14 protein-coding genes are annotated in these 18717 nt (G+C 60.6%); 11 read left to right on the top strand and 3 right to left on the bottom strand.

Translation table 11 applies throughout. The annotated features are described in order from the left end of the window. The first annotated feature begins 1 nt into the window (after position 1). From nuoE to tkt, 11 genes are all read left to right on the top strand, one after another. On the top strand, positions 2 to 526 hold the full coding sequence (gene nuoE, locus MIH18_RS01890) for an NADH-quinone oxidoreductase subunit NuoE (protein WP_249013745.1): 525 nt from the start codon (positions 2 to 4) through the stop codon (positions 524 to 526). Then, on the top strand, positions 523 to 1875 hold the full coding sequence (gene nuoF / locus MIH18_RS01885; RefSeq protein WP_249008769.1) for an NADH-quinone oxidoreductase subunit NuoF: 1353 nt from the start codon (positions 523 to 525) through the stop codon (positions 1873 to 1875). The genes nuoE and nuoF overlap by 4 nt, the downstream gene beginning before the upstream one ends. Further along, positions 1875 to 4631 carry an NADH-quinone oxidoreductase subunit NuoG gene (gene nuoG / locus MIH18_RS01880; protein ID WP_249008770.1) on the top strand — a complete coding sequence of 919 codons (2757 nt, stop codon included), beginning with the start codon at positions 1875 to 1877 and terminating at the stop codon, positions 4629 to 4631. Before nuoF ends, nuoG begins: the two co-directional genes overlap by 1 nt. Then, positions 4628 to 5632: an NADH-quinone oxidoreductase subunit NuoH gene (gene nuoH / locus MIH18_RS01875; RefSeq protein ID WP_283164674.1), complete on the top strand. Its 1005-nt coding sequence runs from the start codon at positions 4628 to 4630 to the stop codon at positions 5630 to 5632. Before nuoG ends, nuoH begins: the two co-directional genes overlap by 4 nt. A gap of 75 nt (positions 5633 to 5707) precedes the next feature. Beyond that, positions 5708 to 6247 (top strand): NADH-quinone oxidoreductase subunit NuoI, encoded by a 540-nt coding sequence (nuoI, locus tag MIH18_RS01870; RefSeq protein ID WP_249008771.1) that lies wholly within the window; start codon positions 5708 to 5710, stop codon positions 6245 to 6247. Between the two features lie 41 nt (positions 6248 to 6288). After that, positions 6289 to 6813 (top strand): NADH-quinone oxidoreductase subunit J, encoded by a 525-nt coding sequence (nuoJ, locus tag MIH18_RS01865; protein WP_249008772.1) that lies wholly within the window; start codon positions 6289 to 6291, stop codon positions 6811 to 6813. After that, a complete protein-coding gene (gene nuoK, locus MIH18_RS01860; RefSeq protein ID WP_249008773.1) occupies positions 6810 to 7118 on the top strand; it encodes an NADH-quinone oxidoreductase subunit NuoK in 309 nt (102 codons plus the stop codon). Before nuoJ ends, nuoK begins: the two co-directional genes overlap by 4 nt. Next, complete coding sequence (gene nuoL / locus MIH18_RS01855) at positions 7118 to 9013, top strand: NADH-quinone oxidoreductase subunit L (protein WP_249013744.1); 1896 nt, start codon at positions 7118 to 7120, stop codon at positions 9011 to 9013. Before nuoK ends, nuoL begins: the two co-directional genes overlap by 1 nt. 37 nt (positions 9014 to 9050) lie before the next feature. Further along, positions 9051 to 10622 carry an NADH-quinone oxidoreductase subunit M gene (nuoM, locus tag MIH18_RS01850; RefSeq protein WP_249013743.1) on the top strand — a complete coding sequence of 524 codons (1572 nt, stop codon included), beginning with the start codon at positions 9051 to 9053 and terminating at the stop codon, positions 10620 to 10622. Then, a complete protein-coding gene (nuoN, locus tag MIH18_RS01845) occupies positions 10622 to 12064 on the top strand; it encodes an NADH-quinone oxidoreductase subunit NuoN (protein ID WP_249013742.1) in 1443 nt (480 codons plus the stop codon). The genes nuoM and nuoN overlap by 1 nt, the downstream gene beginning before the upstream one ends. A gap of 79 nt (positions 12065 to 12143) precedes the next feature. Further along, on the top strand, positions 12144 to 14210 hold the full coding sequence (gene tkt, locus MIH18_RS01840; protein ID WP_249013741.1) for a transketolase: 2067 nt from the start codon (positions 12144 to 12146) through the stop codon (positions 14208 to 14210). Positions 14211 to 14213: 3 nt separating this feature from the next. Here the strand turns inward: tkt and MIH18_RS01835 are convergent, their stop codons facing one another. Genes MIH18_RS01835 through pgm form a run of 3 tightly spaced genes read right to left on the bottom strand, consistent with a single transcriptional unit; the run spans position 14214 to position 18716 of the window. Then, on the bottom strand, positions 14214 to 15737 hold the full coding sequence (locus MIH18_RS01835; protein WP_249013740.1) for a mercuric reductase: 1524 nt from the start codon (positions 15735 to 15737) through the stop codon (positions 14214 to 14216). Between the two features lie 22 nt (positions 15738 to 15759). Next, the gene (locus tag MIH18_RS01830) at positions 15760 to 17076 is read right to left on the bottom strand and encodes a glucoamylase family protein (protein WP_249013739.1); all 1317 of its coding nucleotides are present in this window, start codon (positions 17074 to 17076) and stop codon (positions 15760 to 15762) included. Further along, positions 17073 to 18716 carry a phosphoglucomutase (alpha-D-glucose-1,6-bisphosphate-dependent) gene (gene pgm, locus MIH18_RS01825; RefSeq protein WP_249014587.1) on the bottom strand — a complete coding sequence of 548 codons (1644 nt, stop codon included), beginning with the start codon at positions 18714 to 18716 and terminating at the stop codon, positions 17073 to 17075. The genes MIH18_RS01830 and pgm overlap by 4 nt, the downstream gene beginning before the upstream one ends. Between the last annotated feature and the right edge of the window lies 1 nt (position 18717).

Raw genomic sequence — 18717 nt, 5'->3', positions numbered from 1 at the left:
TATGTCGCAAACCTCTATGTCTCTTAGCTCAACCAAAAACGTCATAGCCACGGATGGTTTCCAGCTGCATGAGGACGACCGCAGCGCCATGCTCACTCAGCGTGATCACTACGAGCAGCCCCAGGCGGCCTGCATCGAAGCGTTGAAAATCGTGCAACGCCGCCACGGCTGGGTGCCGGACGGGGCGATTGTTGCCATCGCCAAAACCCTGGGCATCGGCGCAGGCGAGGTAGAGGGCGTGGCGACGTTCTACAGCCTGATCTTTCGCCAGCCGGTGGGGCGTCATGTGATTCTTTTGTGCGACAGCAGTTCCTGCTTTCTCACCGGCTATGAGCCATTAAGCCTGGCCTTGAGCGAGCGGATCGGCATCCGCTTTGGCCAGACCACAGCAGACGGGCGCTTTACCCTGTTGCCGGTGTGCTGCCTGGGAGCCTGCGATCGCGGGCCTGCGATGATGATCGGCGATGACACCTTCGGTCCCATCGGGGTGGACGATCTGGATGAACTTCTGGAGGCCTATCAATGAAGGCGATACCCAAGGATTCACGGCTGCGCTATCACTGTCAGTTACGCCAGAGTGTCGAAGAACGCCACGCCGATACACACCCATTGACCTGGCGGCTTCGCGAGGACGGCGCCCGAGTCGGTTACCAGGAATATTGTGCGAAGGAAGGCTATCAGGGCGCAATGCTCAGCCTTAAGGAGTGCACGCCTGATGACGTGATCAATACCATGAAGCAGGCCAATGTGCGTGGTCGGGGCGGCGCCGGCTTTTCTGCTGGCGTCAAGTGGGGACTGACCCAAGCCGGGGGGAATCTCCCGCGCGGTTACCTGATCTGTAACGCCGACGAGATGGAGCCTGGCACCTTCAAAGACCGTCTATTGATGGAACAGCAACCGCATTTGCTGATCGAAGGCATGATCATCGCCGGCTATGCCAACCGCTCCCGCTACGGTTACATCTTTCTGCGCGGCGAATACGTTGAGGCGGCGCACGCCCTGGCCCTCGCCATCGAAGAGGCGCGGCAAGCGGGATTGTTGGGGAATGATATCGCCGGCAGCGGCTTCGATTTCGATATTGCCGTGCACACCGGCGCCGGGCGCTACATCTGCGGGGAAGAAACCGCGCTGATTAACTCCCTGGAAGGCAAACGCGCGAACCCCCGGGCCAAACCGCCGTTTCCTGGCCAGTCTGGCGCTTGGGGCAAACCCACGGTGGTCAATAACGTGGAAACCCTATGCAATGTGCCAAGCGTTATGCAGCGCGGCGCAGACTGGTATCAAGGACTATCCGGCGGGCTCACTGAAGATGGCGGCACCAAGCTGTACGGTGTCTCCGGGCTGGTCCAGCGCCCCGGGCTTTGGGAACTGCCTATCGGCACCAGCGGTCGGGAAATTATCGAACGGGCCGGCGGCATGCGCCAGGGCCACACCCTAAAGGCCTGGTTGCCTGGCGGTGGCAGTACTGGCTTTTTATTGCCCGAGCACCTCGAACTGCCCATGGATTTCGACACCATCGGCAACCATGGCAGTCGCATGGGTACCGGCCTGATCGCGGTGGTAAGCCAGCGTCAGAGCCTGTTGTCGCTGCTGCGTAACCTGGAGCAATTCTTCGCTCGGGAATCCTGCGGTTGGTGTACCCCCTGTCGCGACGGTCTGCCGTGGACAGTAAAGCTGCTGTTGGCCCTGGAACGCGGTGAGGGTAAGCCGGGCGATATTGAGATCCTCGAGCAACATACGAAAGACCTGGGGTCAGGGCTGACCTTCTGTGCCCATGCTCCGGGAGCGATGATGCCGCTGGAGACAGCGCTCAAACACTTCCGGGGGGAATTTGAAGCCGGTGTTGCGCAGCCGACGCTGGCAGGGGTGAGCTGATGGCAACGATTCACGTGGACGGCAAAGCCTTTGATGTGGACGGTGCGGACAATCTGCTGCACGCCTGCTTGTCTTTGGGGCTCGATATTCCTTACTTTTGCTGGCACCCCGCCTTGGGCAGCGTCGGCGCCTGTCGGCAGTGCGCAGTAAAGCAATACAAGAACAAGGACGACATCCAGGGCAAGCTGGTGATGTCGTGCATGACGCCGGCTAAAGACGATAGTTGGATCTCCATCGCGGATGAAGACGCCAAGGTGTTTCGTGCTCAGGTAGTGGAATGGATGATGACTTATCATCCGCACGACTGCCCGGTTTGCGAGGAGGGCGGCCACTGCCATCTGCAGGACATGACGGTAATGACCGCCCACGACCGGCGGCGTTACCGCTTTAGCAAGCGTACGCATCGCAACCAATATCTGGGGCCGTTTATTGCCCATGAGATGAACCGCTGCATCAACTGCTACCGTTGCGTGCGTTTTTATAACGACTACGCCGGTGGCACCGATCTGGGCGTGTTCGGCATGAACAACAATCTGTATTTTGGCCGCCATCAGGAAGGGGTTCTGGAAAGTCCGTTTGCAGGCAACCTGACCGAAGTGTGTCCCACCGGGGTGTTTACCGACCAGACCCATTCGGATCGTTACGTTCGCAAGTGGGACATGCAGTTTGCGCCCAGCGTGTGTCACCAATGTGCGGTGGGCTGCAATATCAGCCCCGGGGAGCGCTACAGCGAGATTCGCCGCATCGAGAATCGCTACCACGGCGAGCTCAATCGCTATTTTCTGTGCGATCGTGGGCGTTTTGGCTACGGCTACGTCAACCGTGCTGACCGGCCCCGTCAGCCTGAATGGCACAGTGACTGGCGCAGCGAGCGCGCCGATCATGTCACGATTCTGGACGTGGACCCTGCGCTGGACCGCGGTGCGGATTTGCTGCGCAGCGCCAAGCGGGTGATTGGCATCGGCTCACCGCGGGCCAGCCTGGAAAGCAATCATCAATTGATTGCACTGGTCGGACGCGACAACTTTTCCAGTGGCATCGTCGCCGCGGAACTGGTGTGTCTTGAACGCATGGCGGAACTGGAGGTCTCTTGCGGCTTGCCGATTCCTACCCTGCGCGAGATAGAAGCGCACGACGCAGTGCTGGTGCTGGGCGAGGATTTGATGCACAGCGCAGCGCGCCTGGCGCTCGCCGTGCGTCAGGCGGTACTGGCTCGGCGCGAAGCCCTGGCACAGGAGCGCGGCATCCCGACGTGGAACGCCGAAGCCGTCAAAACTCTGGGTCAGGATAGCCGGCATCCATTGTACATCGCCTATCCCAGCGCCACCGAGCTCGACGGGGTCAGTGCTGGAAGCTGGCGGCTGGCGCCTGCCGATATCGCCCGGCTGGGTTTCGCCATTGCTCATGCTATCGACAACAACGCACCGGCGGTAACAGAGCTTGATGAAGCCTTGGCAGCGACGGCGCAGACGGTGGCCCTCCAGCTGATGGCGGCAGACAAACCGCTGGTGATCAGCGGTGGCTCGCTGCAATCCATTCAGATACTCGACGCGGCAGGTAATATTGCCCAGGCGCTGTCACGGCGCGCTAAACCCGCCGGCCTTATGCTGGCGCGCCGGGAAGTCAACAGCAATGGCGTTAACATGCTGGGCGGCCGGCCGCTGGAGTGGGCCCTGGATGAGGTTGTTGAAGGCCGTGCGGACGCTCTGCTCGTATTGGAAAACGATCTGTACGCTCGACTGCCGGCAGCGCGCGTCAATGCTGCGCTGGATGCTGCGACCACTTTGGTGGTGCTGGATCATCAGCGTACCCGCACGTGGCAGCAGGCGATACTGGGGTTGCCGGCGGCCAGCTTCGCCGAGGCGGATGGCACTGTGGTCAATCTGGAGGGTCGCGCCCAGCGCTTTTTCCAGGTTTTCGATCCGCGCTATCTGCGCCCCGAGTGCCGCATCCACGAGAGTTGGCGCTGGTTGCACGCGCTGCGCGCCAGTCTTGCCCGAGACGAAGACAGCACCATTACTCTGGACCAAGCGACTGCGGCCTGTGTCCGGGACTACCCGGCAATGGCCGGAATCGTGTCTGACGCCCTGGGGGCGGATTATCGAGTCGAAGGCGTGAAACTGGCCCGAGCCCCGCACCGTTACAGCGGGCGTACCTCTATGCGCGCCAATATAGCGGTGAGCGAGCCACGTACTCCCCAGGACCCCGATACGCCCTTCAATTTTTCAATGGAAGGCTACAGCGGCTTCGACCAGCCACGAAAGGAAGTGCCGTTCGCCTGGGCGCCAGGCTGGAACTCTCACCAAGCCTGGAACAAGTTTACCGATGAAGTGGGCGGACATTTGCGTGCCGGCGATCCCGGTGTGCGCCTGGTTGCACCTCGTCCTGGTGCTTATTGCTATGCCAGCGATATCCCCGCGGCCTTCCAGCTGCGACAAGATTGCTGGCAGTTACTGGTGCTGCCGCGACTGTTTGGCGGCGAGGAAACCTCTGCCCGTTCTGCGCCCATCGAAGAACGGGCGGAAGCGCCGAGCATCGGTTTATCCAGCGCTGATGCAGCGCGGCTGGGGTTTGAACCAGGTATGTTGCTGACACTGGCAACCGCCACGGCGCGTCTGACCTTGCCGCTGCGCTGCGATCAGCGCTTGCCAAGCGGTATTGCCAGCGTGCCAGAGGGAATGTCCAGCGACGTAAACAGCGGTGACTGGGTAAGGCTTGAGGTTGCGGATCCGAGCTACAAAGAGACGCGCGCATGAGCCCCTTGGGCGAATGGCGCCCCGATTGGTTAACCCCAGCGCTAATGGATATCGCTGTGGCCATGCTGCAGGCGCTGGCCATTCTGCTGGTAGCGGTGCTGGTGGGAGCGGTTCTTACGGTGGTAGAGCGCCGCCTGTTGGGCTGGTGGCAGGACCGCTACGGCCCCAATCGGGTCGGCCCTTTCGGCTCCCTGCAGGTGGTCGCTGACATGATCAAGATCTTCTTCAAGGAAGACTGGATACCGCCGTTTGCTGATCGGACCATTTTCGTGCTGGCGCCGGCAATCGCCATGGCCTCGTTATTGTTGTCGTTTATGATCATTCCCATCACGCCAAGCTGGGGTGTGGCGGACTTGAATATCGGCCTGCTGTTCTTTCTGGCGATGGGCGGCATCAACGTTTATTCGGTGCTGCTAGGAGGCTGGGCCAGCGCTAACAAGTATGCGTTGATCGGTGCCATGCGATCTTCGGCTCAGACCATCTCCTATGAGGTGTTTATGGGTTTATCGTTGATGGGTGTTGTCGCCATGGCAGGCACCTTCAACCTTCGCGAAATCGTCAACGCGCAGCAAGATATGTGGTACATCGTTCCGCAGTTTCTGGGCTTTTGTAACTTTCTCATCGCCGGCTTCGCGGTGGTACACCGTCACCCCTTCGATCAACCCGAGGCGGAGCAGGAGCTGGCAGACGGCTATCACGTCGAATACTCCTCCATGAAGTTCGGCATGTTTTTTATCGGCGAATATGTCGGCATGTTGCTGATATCGGCGCTGGTGGTCACGCTGTTCTTTGGCGGCTGGCACGGGCCTTTTTTGCCGCCCTTCGTCTGGTTTGTACTCAAAACCAGCGTCTTTTTGATGTTGTTCATTCTCGTGCGGGCGTCTTTGCCGCGCCCGCGTTACGACCGGGTGATGACCTTCGGCTGGGTGGTTTGTCTGCCGCTGACGCTGATCAATCTGCTGGCGACCGGCGCGGCAATACTGCTGGCCGCACCGGGCTGAGAGTAATGATTCAAGATACGGAACCGAAACACGGGCAGGGGCATTCAAACCGATCATCAACATGGAGCAGTTGCCATGTATAAGGGGCTTTTAAAAGGCATCTGGTCGCAATTGCGCACGATGGGCATCGTTTTCATGCATGGCTTTCGCAAGCGTGAAACCCTCAACTATCCAGAGCAAGAGGTCTATCTGTCGCCGCGCTATCGCGGGCGCATTGTGCTAACCCGCGACCCAGACGGCGAGGAGCGCTGCGTGGCCTGCAATCTGTGCGCCGTAGCCTGTCCGGTGGCGTGTATCTCGCTGCAGAAGGGCGAACGGGAAGACGGGCGCTGGTACCCGGAATTCTTTCGCATCAACTTCTCGCGCTGCATTTTCTGCGGTATGTGTGAAGAAGCCTGCCCGACCTCAGCGATTCAGTTGACGCCAGACTTTGAGATGGGCGAATACAACCGTCAGGAGCTGGTGTATGAAAAAGAAGACCTGCTGATCAACGGCCCCGGCAAAGACCACAACTACAACTTTTACAAAGTAGCGGGCCTTGCCATCGCCGGCAAAGACAAAGGCAAAGGACAGGCCGAGGACGAGCCAATCAATGTCACCACGCTGTTGCCCTGACGCTGTAGGGCGGGTTTTGCTTGGCTGGAAAGGAGGGGAGCATGGAATATGCATTTTATCTGAGTGGTTTGGTCGCAGTGCTGGCGACTCTGGGGGTTATCAGCAATCCCAATCCGGTGCATGGAGTGCTGTATCTGGTGGTGTCGTTGCTGGCGGTGGCCATGGTGTTTTTTGCTCTGGGTGCACCCTTCGCCGGGGCGCTTGAGATCATCGTTTACGCCGGGGCGATCATGGTGCTGTTCGTATTTGTGGTGATGATGCTCAACCTGGGCCAGGCGGCGGTCGCTCAGGAACGCATTTGGTTGCAGCCACGTACTTGGCTGGGGCCATCGCTGCTCGCGGTTGTGCTGCTACTGACGTTGATCGACATATTGTGGCGCGGCGATGCGGGCATGCTGATTCAAGGCGATGTGCTAAGTGCCAAGCAAGTCGGCATGGTTCTGTTCGGCCCCTGGCTGCTGGTGGTAGAGCTGAGCGCACTGCTGCTGCTGGCCGCGCTGGTTACAGCCTCTCATGTAGGGCGCCAATCAAGGTCTGACTCAACGGCTGGCAAGGAGGCTCCATGAACGGTGTACCCATGGAGCATGGCTTGGTACTAGCCGCCATTTTGTTCGCATTAGGGTTAGCGGGGCTGATGTTCAGACGCAACATGATTTTCGTGCTTATGAGCCTTGAGATCATGCTCAACGCGGCTGGGCTTGCCTTTATTGTCGCCGGCTCAGGTTGGCAGCAACCGGAAGGCCAAGTCATGTTTTTGCTGGTGATCACCGTGGCGGCGGCAGAGGCCAGCGTTGGCCTGGCGCTGCTGATTCAGCTGCACCATCGCTTCAAGTCGCTGGATATCGATGCGGTCAGCAGGATGCGTGGATAATGGAATTAATGACGTTACTGCCTTCGACGGCGCTACTGCTGCCACTGACCTTCGTGTTTCCGCTGGCGGGAGCGCTGATTCTGGCTTTCTCGCGCGGTACGCTTAGCTACCGCATTAGTACCTTGGTGGGTGTGGGCAGCGTGGGATTGGCCGCGCTGGTTACTGCGCTGCTGGCACTGGGTTTTGTGGACAGCACGACTCATTCCGGTCAGCCTCAAATCGTTACCCTGTGGACCTGGATATCTGTGGGGGACTTTCAGCCGACAATCGGATTGGCTCTGGATGGGCTGTCGCTGACCATGCTAGGTGTCATCACCGGCGTCGGTTTTTTGATTCATCTGTTCGCCGCCTGGTACATGCGCGGTGATGACGGCATCACGCGTTTTTATACCTTTATGAACCTGTTCGTGTTCAGCATGGTGTTGCTGGTGTTGGGTGACAACCTGCTGCTGCTGTTTCTGGGCTGGGAAGGGGTAGGTATGTGCAGCTATCTGCTGATCGGCTACTACTACCAGACCAGCGCCAACGGTTGGGCGGGATTCAAGGCCTTCATTATCACCCGCATCGGTGATGTGTTTCTGGCCATCGGTATGTTTCTGCTGTTCGCCAAGCTTGGCACCCTGAACATTGCCGAGATCCTTTCCTTGGCACCGCAGTTGTGGCGCGCTGGAGACCCAACCGTAGAGCTTGCGGCATTGCTACTGTTGGGCGGAGCGCTGGGCAAATCTGCGCAACTGCCACTGCACACCTGGCTTGCCGACGCGATGGCCGGCCCCACGCCGGTGTCGGCTCTGATTCACGCCGCGACCATGGTCACCGCCGGGGTGTATCTGATCGCGCGCATGCACGGGGTGTTTGAGTTAGCGCCCACGGTGCTTTACCTGGCGGGCGTGATTGGCGCCCTGACGTTGCTGGTGGCCGGCGTTGCGGCTTTGGCCCAAACCGATATCAAACGGGTGCTGGCCTATTCCACCATGAGCCAGATCGGCTACATGTTTCTGGCGCTGGGTGTGGGTGCCTACGATGCAGCGATCTTTCATCTAATGATTCATGCCTTCTTCAAGGCACTGCTGTTCCTGTCTGCCGGAGCGGTAATCATCAGTTGTCATCACGAACAGGATATACGTCGCCTGGGCGGGCTGTGGCGCAGGCTGCCTCTGGCCTACATGGGCTTTATTGTTGGTGGTGCGGCCCTGGTGGCCTTGCCACTGGTTACTGCGGGTTTCTACAGCAAGGATGAGATTCTTTGGCAAGAGCTGGCGGCAGGCCGCCAAGGGTTGCTGGTTGCCGGTCTGATTGGCGCTTTTTTGACCTCGTTGTACACCGTGCGGCTAATCATTGGCATTTTTCATGGGGATATGAAAAGTGACAACGCCCGTCAGGCCAAGGCGGGGCGCGGCCTGGCCCACGGCTTGCCCTTGGTTATTCTGGCGTTGCTGTCAACGCTGTTGGGCGCCTGGATTACGCCACCGCTGGGCGGGATATTTCCCGCTGGCCCCGGTGAGGGCGTGGAAGCGGGACATACCGCACTGGAGCTGATTGCTTCGGCGACCGCGTTGACTGGCCTTGGCCTGGGCGCCTGGTTATTTGTTTTCCGCCGCGCCTGGCTTGCGCGCATCACGCGGCAGGGGATCGGCGCCGGGCTGTGGACCTGGTGGCATATGGCCTGGGGCTTTGACATTGTTTTCGATTGGCTGTTGGTGCGGCCTTATCGTGGCCTGGTGCGCGCACTGCAAGGCGATCTGTTCGATGCTTTCTTTCGCCTGATTGCCCAAACCCTGCGCGCCGTGCATTTCGGGCTTTCCCGAACTCAGACCGGCAAGCTGCGCGGCTACGTTGCCACTATGGTGGTCGGGGCGGCACTGATTTTGCTAAGCCTGGTGTTGGTGCTTTAGGAACTGTGCAAAATCCAGATAAGGAGATCCAACGCTTATGATACTGGTGTGGTTAATCGTGATCCCTTTTATTGGAGGGCTCTTGTGCTGGCAAATGGAGCGGTTCGGCGACAAACCGCCGCGCTGGATCGCGCTTGCCACCATGCTGGCCGAGCTATCGATTTCGCTTTGGCTATGGACCCAGCTCGACTTTCAGTTACCAACGTTAGATGGCGCGGCGACCCAGTGGGCGCTGGAGTATCGGGTGGTCTGGATTGAGCGGTTTGGCATTGACTTTCATCTTGCCATGGATGGGCTCTCGCTGGTGCTGATCGCTCTGACCGCCTTTTTAGGCGTGTTGGCGGTGCTCTGTTCGTGGAAAGAAATTGTGCGAAGAGTGGGTTTTTTCCATCTCAACCTGCTGTGGATTCTCGCTGGCGTTATTGGGGTGTTTCTGGCCATCGACCTGTTTCTGTTCTTCTTCTTCTGGGAACTGATGCTGGTGCCGATGTACTTCCTGATTGCTCTATGGGGCCATAGCGGTTCGAAGGGCATAACCCGCATTGGCGCGGCTACCAAGTTTTTCATTTATACCCAGGCCAGCGGGCTGCTGATGCTGGTCTCTATTCTGGGGCTGGTGTTTGCCAACCATGCCAATACCGGCGAGTATTCGTTCAGTTATCAGGTACTGCTGGAGACAGAGTTATCGCCCACGCTTTCCCGGTGGTTGATGCTCGGTTTCTTTATCGCCTTTGCCGTCAAGCTACCCGTGGTGCCGCTGCACGGTTGGCTGCCGGATGCCCACGCTCAGGCACCAACCGCTGGCAGCGTCGACCTGGCAGGTATACTTCTCAAAACCGCCGCCTACGGCATGATGCGTTTCGCTTTGCCGCTCTTTCCAGAGGCATCAAAGGCGTTTGCGCCGATTGCCATGGGGCTTGGCTTATTAGGTGTCTACTACGGTGCGGTGTTGGCTTGCGGACAGCAGAACGTTAAACGCTTTATTGCTTATACCAGTATCGCCCACATGGGGTTCGTGCTGATCGGTATTTATTCTGGCTCTACGCTGGCGTTGCAGGGCGTAGTGATACTGATGCTGGCCCACGCCTTTTCTGCAGCTGGATTGTTTGTTCTTAGCGGGCAGCTTTACGAGCGCCTAAATACGCGTGAGCTGGGCAAAATGGGCGGCCTGTGGGGACGGCTAGGGAGTCTGCCGGGGTTCTGGCTGTTCTTTATCGCCGCTTCACTGGGCATACCGGCCACAGCCAATTTCGTTGGTGAGTTTATGGTGCTGTTCGGCACTTTTCCGACAGCACCTTGGGTGGTGGTGATCGCCAGCGTTGGTCTGGTGCTGGCCGCAATCTATTCGCTGATCCTGATGCAGCGCGTGCACTACGGCCCGCCACGCAGCAAAACACCTTTGAAGGGGCTTGATGCCCGCGAATTTGCCATGATGCTGAGCATCGTTGCACTGCTGCTATGGCTTGGCATTTACCCCCAGCCAGTGCTTGATACCACCGCCGCCGCGATGCACGAGGTGCAGCGGTTGTTCGAGCCCCCGGGCGCCTTGGTGCCGGGCGTCCAGGCCGCGCCGGGTGCGGTCATTCCGCTGATGCCGGAGGCGCGCTGATGCCCTTTGCTGTGATTACCGCTTATCTGCCATTGATTATGGTGGCCGCAACGGCTGTTGCAGTGCTGCTTGGCATTGCTTGGCGCCGCGACCACACCGTGACGGTTGCGGTCAGCGTTTTAGGTCTTGGGTTAGCCTTGATCGCTCAGGCATTTGCCTGGCAAGTGATCCCCCTACACACACTGCTGCTCGAGTTCGATGGCCTCGCGTTATTGGCCGGGCTATTAATTCTGGCGTCGACCCTGGCCTGCGCGATTTTGTCTCATGCCTATCTCGAGTCTTTTCACGAACGCCGTGAAGAGTTTTATGTATTGTTGTTGTGCGCGGCCGCTGGGGGCATGGTACTGGCAGCGAGTCGGCACTTGGCCAGTCTGTTCATTGGTCTGGAGCTGTTGTCCATGCCGCTCTACGGAATGCTGGCGTATGCTTTCCATGAGCAACGCTCTCTTGAAGCCGGCATCAAATACTTGATTCTTTCGGCCGCCGCTAGCGCCTTTTTACTGTTTGGTATGGCGCTGCTCTATGCGCAGACCGGTGAGTTACGGATTGATGTGTTGATGGCAGGCCTGAACCAGAGCGAGGGTGTATGGGGCCTGGCTGGGATTGGCTTGATGCTGGTGGGGCTGGGTTTCAAGCTTTCGGTGGTGCCCTTCCATTTATGGACCCCGGACGTTTATGAGGGTGGCCCGGGGCCGGCGACAACCTTTCTGGCCACCGCCAGCAAGGTCGCGGTATTCGCGCTGTTAATGCGGCTGATGCTATCAACGCCCGTTCTGCAAAGTGAGTGGCTGCGCGCAGTGCTCACCGTGTTGGCACTAGCCAGCATGCTGGTGGGCAATCTGTTGGCGCTGACGCAATCCAATCTAAAGCGCATTTTGGGCTATTCGTCGATTGCTCACTTCGGTTATCTGTTGACCGTGCTGGTGGTCGCGGACGGCCTGGCCGCGGAAACGGGCGGTGTTTACCTGATTACCTACGTGCTGAGCACTTTAGCGGCGTTTGGCGTGGTCATCCTGGTTTCCAACACGGCCGGCGGCGAAGATGCAGCGGCACTGCACTACTATCGCGGCCTGTTCTGGCGGCGCCCTTACCTAACCGCCGTGCTTACCGTTGCTATGCTGTCGCTGGCCGGCATTCCCGCGACCGTCGGCTTCATCGGCAAGTTCTATCTCATCGCCCTGGGCGTTGAATCCCAGCGTTGGTGGCTAGTAGGCGGCATCCTCTTGGGTAGCGCCATCGGGCTTTACTATTACCTGAGAGTTACGATCACACTGTTTATGGCGCAACCGGGAATGCGGCGTCGCGACGCCTCCGATGATTGGGGCGTGCGGGCCGGTGGGCTGGTGGTGCTTGGTGTTGCGGGGTTGGTGATATTGCTGGGAATCTATCCGACGCCGATGATAGAACTTGCTCGACTTCTTAGCGGGATAGGTATGCCCTAAGGAGCATTTTAGCCTGGCGCAATGACCATGAGCTGAACGTACCGGCTCATGGCGACCTAAATCACCCGTGAGGCCCGCTATGTCCAGCTCGCTCGATCTTGAATGCATCAACACACTCCGGTTCTTGTCAGTTGACATGATTCAACAGGCCAACAGCGGGCATCCCGGCCTGCCGCTGGGAGCGGCCACGATGGCCTATGCCCTGTGGACCGGTCACCTGAAGCACCACCCGGCCAACCCGCACTGGCCCGATCGCGACCGTTTCGTGCTCTCCGCAGGACATGGCTCTGCGCTGCTCTACAGCTTGTTGCACGTGACCGGTTATGACCTGTCGCTGGACGACCTGAAACAGTTTCGGCAATGGGGTAGTAAGGCGCCCGGGCATCCGGAGCGCGGTCATACGCCGGGCGTCGAGATCACCACAGGCCCGCTGGGCCAGGGTCTGGCGAATGCCGTTGGCATGGCGATTGCCGAAGCGCATCTGGCGGCGTGCTACAACCGCGACGGCCATCTGCCTATTGACCACCGCACCTGGGCCATTGTCAGTGACGGTGACTTGATGGAAGGTGTGGCCTCCGAGGCCGCGTCGCTGGCCGGGCACCTGCAATTGGGCAAACTGGTGTGCCTGTACGACGATAACCGTGTCACGCTGTCAGCAGGCACCGACATCGCTTTTAGCGAAGACCGTGCGCGGCGATTCCAGGCCTACGGTTGGCACACACTGGTGGTCGACGATGGCAACGACCTGAACGCGATACACGCTGCACTGGATGCGGCGCAGGCCGAGAGTACGCGTCCGTCTCTGATCCTGGTGCGCACTCACATCGGTTTCGGCTCACCGGAGCAGGACAGTTTTAAGGCCCATGGCTCAGCGCTGGGAGTTGAGGACGTCAAACGCACCAAGCAGACGCTGGATTGGCCGCTTGATCCGCCGTTTCTGGTGCCAGCGCCGGCACTGGCGCATTTTCGCCGGGCGTTGGAGCAGGGCAAGAAGGCCGAAGCCGATTGGGACGCGCGCTGGTGCGCCTACGCCAAGGCCTTCCCTGACCTGGCAGACGAACTGAACGTTCGCCTTCGCGGTGATCTGCCTTCAGGTTGGGATGCCGATATCCCTGTTTTCGCCACCGACGACAAAGGTATGGCGAGCCGTGTCGCGGGTGGGCAGGTAATGAACGCGATTGCGTCGCGCCTGCCCGCTCTGTTCGGCGGCTCGGCCGACCTGGACCCGTCGACCCACACCGCGTTGAAGGGGCAGGGCACCTTCAACCCACCCATCCGCGAAGGCGAAGACTCGCAGGGCAGTGACGCGGGTGGCTGGAGCTGCACTGGCCGCAACCTGCATTTCGGCGTGCGCGAGCATGGGATGGGCGCTGTCGTCAACGGTCTGGCGGCGCACGGCGGCTACCTTGCATTTGGCTCGACCTTCCTCATTTTCTCCGACTACATGCGCCCGGCTATCCGCCTGGCTGCGCTGATGGGCTTGCATGTGGTGCATGTGTTCACCCATGACAGCATTGCGCTCGGCGAAGACGGTCCGACGCACCAACCCGTCGAACAGCTCGCCAGCCTGCGCGCGATGCCAAATCTCACGTTAATCCGGCCGGCCGATGCCAATGAGACCGCGGTGGCGTGGAAGGTGGCGGTCGAAACCCGGGGTCGTCCGGTGCTGTTGGTGCTTTCACGGCAAGACTTGCCCACATTGGACCGCAGCTTATATGCCAGCGCCGAAGGTTTGCGGCGGGGCGCCTATGTCTTGGCGGAGCTGATCGCGGCCGATAAAAATGCCAGCGCGCCTGATCTGATCCTGCTGGCCAGCGGTTCGGAAGTTGGCTTGATTCTGGCCGCCGCCGAACGCCTGCAGGCCGAAGGCATCGCCGTGCGCTGCGTGTCGATGCCGAGCTGGGATCTGTTCGACGCGCAACCCCGCAGCTACCGCGACGAGGTGTTGCCGCCGGATGTGCACGCCCGGCTGGCCGTGGAACTCGGGGCCTCGCAAGGCTGGCATCGCTACGTTGGCGATCAGGGCGACGTGCTGGGTGTCGATCGCTTCGGTGCATCGGCGCCCGCCGACGTGCTGATGCGCGAATACGGGTTCACAACCGACATTGTCTATGCCCGGGCCAAGGCACTGGTCCAGACACCGTGATAGTCAACGAGCGAACCACCACCGCCTAAGCAATGCCATCCATCGCGGCGGCGGGGTATCGGCGTGGGCCATCGCCGCTTTTCTGATGCCCTCGGCCTGTGTTGGGTAGGCGTGGATAACCTGCGCGATGGTCGAGAGGCCGATGCCGGCGACCATCGCCAGCGACAGGCTGTTGATCATTTCGCCGGCATGGCGTGCCACCACGGTCGCGCCCAGGATTTTGTCGCTGCCGTCTTGCACATGAATTTTCACAAAGCCATTCTCCTCACTGTCGGTGAGAGCTCTGTCGATCTCGTGCAGCGGCACTGTATAGGTTTTCACCGGGATGCCGCGCTCGCGTGCCTGCCGCACATACAGACCGACATGGGCAATTTCTGGGTCGGTGTAAGTGCACCAGGGAATGGTCAGCGCACTCAAGCGCACGCGGCCGAAACACAGCGCGTTGCGCACCACAATGCGCGCGGAAGCCTCGGCGGTATCGGTGAACATATGTTCCAGGCAAGCGTCGCCAGCGGCGAAGATAAGCCGGTTCGTGGTTCGCAGGAAGTCGTCGACCACGATGCCACGGTCAGGATCGTAGTCGACCCCGGCGGCTTCAAGGTTCAGGCCTGCAATGGCTGGCAAACGGCCGATACCGGTGAGGATTTCATCGACCTCGATTGTCGCGACGTTGCCATCGTTGATCGTCTCGACGAGTTTCTTGCCGCCTTCGACACGCACGTTGACCGCTTTGGTGTTCAGATGGGTCTCAACGCCGTCGCGCGCGAGTGCATCGGCCAGTAACTGGGCCGCATCGCGTTCTTCTTTTGGCAGGAACAGCGGCTCGGCATGGGCAATGATGGTGCGACAGCCGAAGCGGCACAGTGCCTGTGCCACCTGGCAGCCCACCGGGCCGCCACCAATAACCAGCAGGCTCTTCGGCAATGCCGTTATATCGAACAAGGTCTCGTTCGTCAGGTAGCCGGCATCATCGAGGCCCGGAATCGTCGGCAGTAACGAGCGCGATCCGGTGGCAATCAGCGCTTTTTTGAATCGTAGGCGCACGCCGTCGACGTCGACGGCGTCGCTATTGACGAAACGCGCCGAGCCGAAGAACAGGTCAACGCCGGCTGCGGCCACATGCCGTGCCGAGTCGACGCGGCCGGCGCGAGCACGAATGCGGCGCATTCGCTCCATTACCAGCTGAAAGTCGACCTCGATGGCTTGCGGCGTACGCACACCGTAGACCTCGGCATTGCGCATTTCGGCATACAGGCGCGAGGAGCGGATCAGCGCCTGTGATGGCACGCAGCCGTAGTTCAGGGAGAGGCCGCCCAACAAATGCCGTTCGACGAGTGCCACGCGCGCGCCCAGAGCGGCGGCGGCGCGGGCGGCGACCAGGCCGGCCGGCCCCGCACCAATCACCAGCAGGTGGTAAGGCTCTCGCGGCTGTGGATTGCGCCAGCCCGCCGGACGACTGTTGAGACCGAATTCATTGTCGTCGGCCACAACGTGCGAAGGGTTCGGCAGTGGGTAGGAATGGAACATTGTTATTACCCTGACCGGCCGGCTACAGCCAGCCGCCTTTGAAGCCCGCGCGGCGCAGCCCGGTGCGCACGAACGGATTGGCGCGGCCCAATCGCCACGGTAGGCCGCTGCGGTGGTTCTCGATCATCAACACAATCATCCCTTGGTCGAGGCCGAATTCACCCTCCGAAATCCAGCCGTTCGGGCCGGACTCAACCAGTGTCGGGTTGAAGCCACTGGCGCGGGCGAAGGTGGCGTGATCGCCGTTGGAGCGCAGCCAGAGCGCCCGCAGCGCGGGCAGCACGAGTTCGGGTGCGAAGACCAGTGACGATAGCGTCGACGAGCCGCAGAGCGTGCCATCGTCCGGGCCGTAGGGCACGCCACGGGCCGCATAGCCGTAGAATGTCTGGCACCGGCCGGCGATGCGGCGCGGGCTCGCCTGGGGCCCGTCGCCGGCCGACAGGCCCCAGCAATTCGCACCATAGTCGACAAAGCTGCCCGGATTGCGGATCGCGTACTCGCGCTGCACATAGGTAGCGCGGCGGCTGTTCTCGAAGTAGTCACAGTTTTTCTCGCGCATGAAGGCGTCGCGGATGCCGCGAAAGTCAATCCACGCGTGCGAGAACTGATGGATAAACAACGGTCCGGCGTACAAAAACTCGTATCCGTATAGGTTCTCCCATTGGTAGGTCACGGTCCATGCGCTGAAGCTCTCGTCGGTCAGCCTATGGGTCGGTGAGCCCAGGCCCAGCGCATAGAGCAGAATCGCCTCGCTGTAGCCTTCCCAGCCGTAATTGAGAAAGCCACACTCGGGCTTCCAGCCGTGCGTCACCGCGCCGCCCTCGCGCTGTGCCCAGCACCAGTCAACGCGGCAGTACAACGCGTCGGCTAGTCGCCGCAGTTCGCTTTCATCCGGTTCGTCGGCGTCGAAGTAAGCCGCCGCCGTCAGCACCCCGGCTATCAGGAACCCGGTGTCGATGAGCGAAACTTCCGAGTGCCAGACGCGCGTGCCGCTGTGCATATCGAGAAAGTGAAAATAGAAGCCGCGGTAGCCCGTCGCCCGTGCGCTTCCCGACTGGTCGCTGGCCATCAGAAAGCGCAGCGTCACCAGCGTGCGCTGCACTGCGTCGGCGCGTTCCATCCAACCCCGTTCGACGCCCACCGGATAAACCGACAGCGCGAAGCCGATCACCGCGATACTGCACGGTGCGCCCTCGTGGTTGGTGTCGGCCACCAGGCCGTTGGTAGGGTTATAGGCCGTTTGAAAGTAGGCAAACGCAGCGCGTTGCAGTTGTTCGAGTAGTGCGTCGTCCGACGGCGGCTGTGGTGACTGCGCGCGGTTCACCGGGCGTGTATTCATGGTGATGCAATCGCCTTATCGACGATTGTCTGCGCCTCTTTCAGGATGCGTTGCAGGTGCTCGCTGCCGTTAAAACTCTCGGCGTAAATCTTGTAGATGTCTTCGGTACCCGACGGCCGCGCCGCGAACCAGCCGTTTTTGGTGACAACCTTTATGCCGCCAATGGCCGCAGCGTTGCCCGGGGCGTGATCGAGCACAGCGGTGATCGCTTCGCCGGCCAGGTCGTGCGCACTGATGCTGGTTGGCGTGAGCGCCGCGAGTTGTGTCTTCTGCGCCGCCGTTGCTGGCGCCTCAACGCGATCAGCAACCGGCTCGCCAAGCTGTTGAGTCAGCTGCACATAGGCCTGGGCTGGGTTCTGCCCGCAACGCGCCGTGATCTCGGCGGCCAGCAGTGCCGGCACCAGGCCGTCTTTGTCGGTGGTCCAGACCTTGCCGTCGCGGCGCAAGAAGCTGGCGCCGGCACTTTCCTCGCCGCCAAAGCCAAGCGAGCTGTCCAGTAGCCCGGGCGCAAACCACTTGAAGCCGACCGGCACTTCGTACAATTTGCGATCCAGCCTTGCTGCGACGCGGTCAATCAGACTCGTGCTGACCACCGTCTTGCCGATCGCAGCGTGTGCGCCCCACGCCAGGCGGTGTCTGAACAGATAGTCGATGGCCACCGCGAGGTAATGATTCGGTGGCATCAGGCCAGCTGCGGGCGTAACAATGCCGTGGCGGTCGTGGTCGGTATCACAGGCGAATGCGATGTCGAAGTTGTCCTTCATGCCCTCTAGCCGCCGCATTGCATAGGTTGACGACGGATCCATGCGGATCTGGCCGTCCCAGTCGACCGTCATGAAACCGAAGGTTGGGTCGACCACGTCGCTGACCACGGTAAGGTCAAGCCGGTGCTGCTCGGCGATGCGCGCCCAGTAGTGCACGCCGGCACCGCCGAGTGGATCAACGCCGATGCGAATCTTGGCGTCGCGGATAACGTCGAAGTCGATCACGCTGTCGAGATCGGCAACGTAGGCGTTGAGGAAGTCGTAGCGGTGCGTGGTCGAGGCGCGCAGTGCCCGCGCGTAAGGTACGCGCTTGACCCCCGTCAGCCCGGCTTCCAGAAAGCGGTTTGCGGCGGCCTCGATGCCGGCGGTGATGTCGGTCCCGGCCGGGCCGCCGTTCGGTGGGTTGTACTTGAAGCCGCCGTTGTCGGGCGGGTTGTGCGACGGCGTCACCACAATACCGTCGGCCAGCCCCGAGCTTCGTCCCCGATTATGGGTCAGAATGGCGTGGGAGATGGCCGGTGTCGGCGTGTACTCGTCGTCCGTCGCCAGCATTACATCAACGCCGTGGGCGGCCAACACTTCGAGCGCACTCGCGCAGGCCGGCTGTGACAGGGCATGGGTGTCGATGCCTAGAAACAGCGGTCCGCTGATGTGCTGGCTCTGGCGGTATTCGCAGATCGCCTGGGTAATTGCCAGCACGTGCCATTCGTTGAACGAGCACTCGAACGACGAGCCGCGATGGCCGGAAGTGCCGAAGGCAACACGCTGCGCCGGCACCGATGGGTCGGGCACGCCGGTGTAATACGCACTGACCAGGCAAGGCACGTCGACGAGCAGTGAGCGGGTCGCCGGTTTGCCGGCCAGAGGGCTGATCATA

This window comes from Marinobacter sp. M3C, assembly GCF_023311895.1.
Taxonomy (GTDB): domain Bacteria; phylum Pseudomonadota; class Gammaproteobacteria; order Pseudomonadales; family Oleiphilaceae; genus Marinobacter.
The sequence above is the reverse complement of the archived record's forward strand: the minus strand, read 5'-3'. Positions and strand labels throughout refer to the sequence as shown.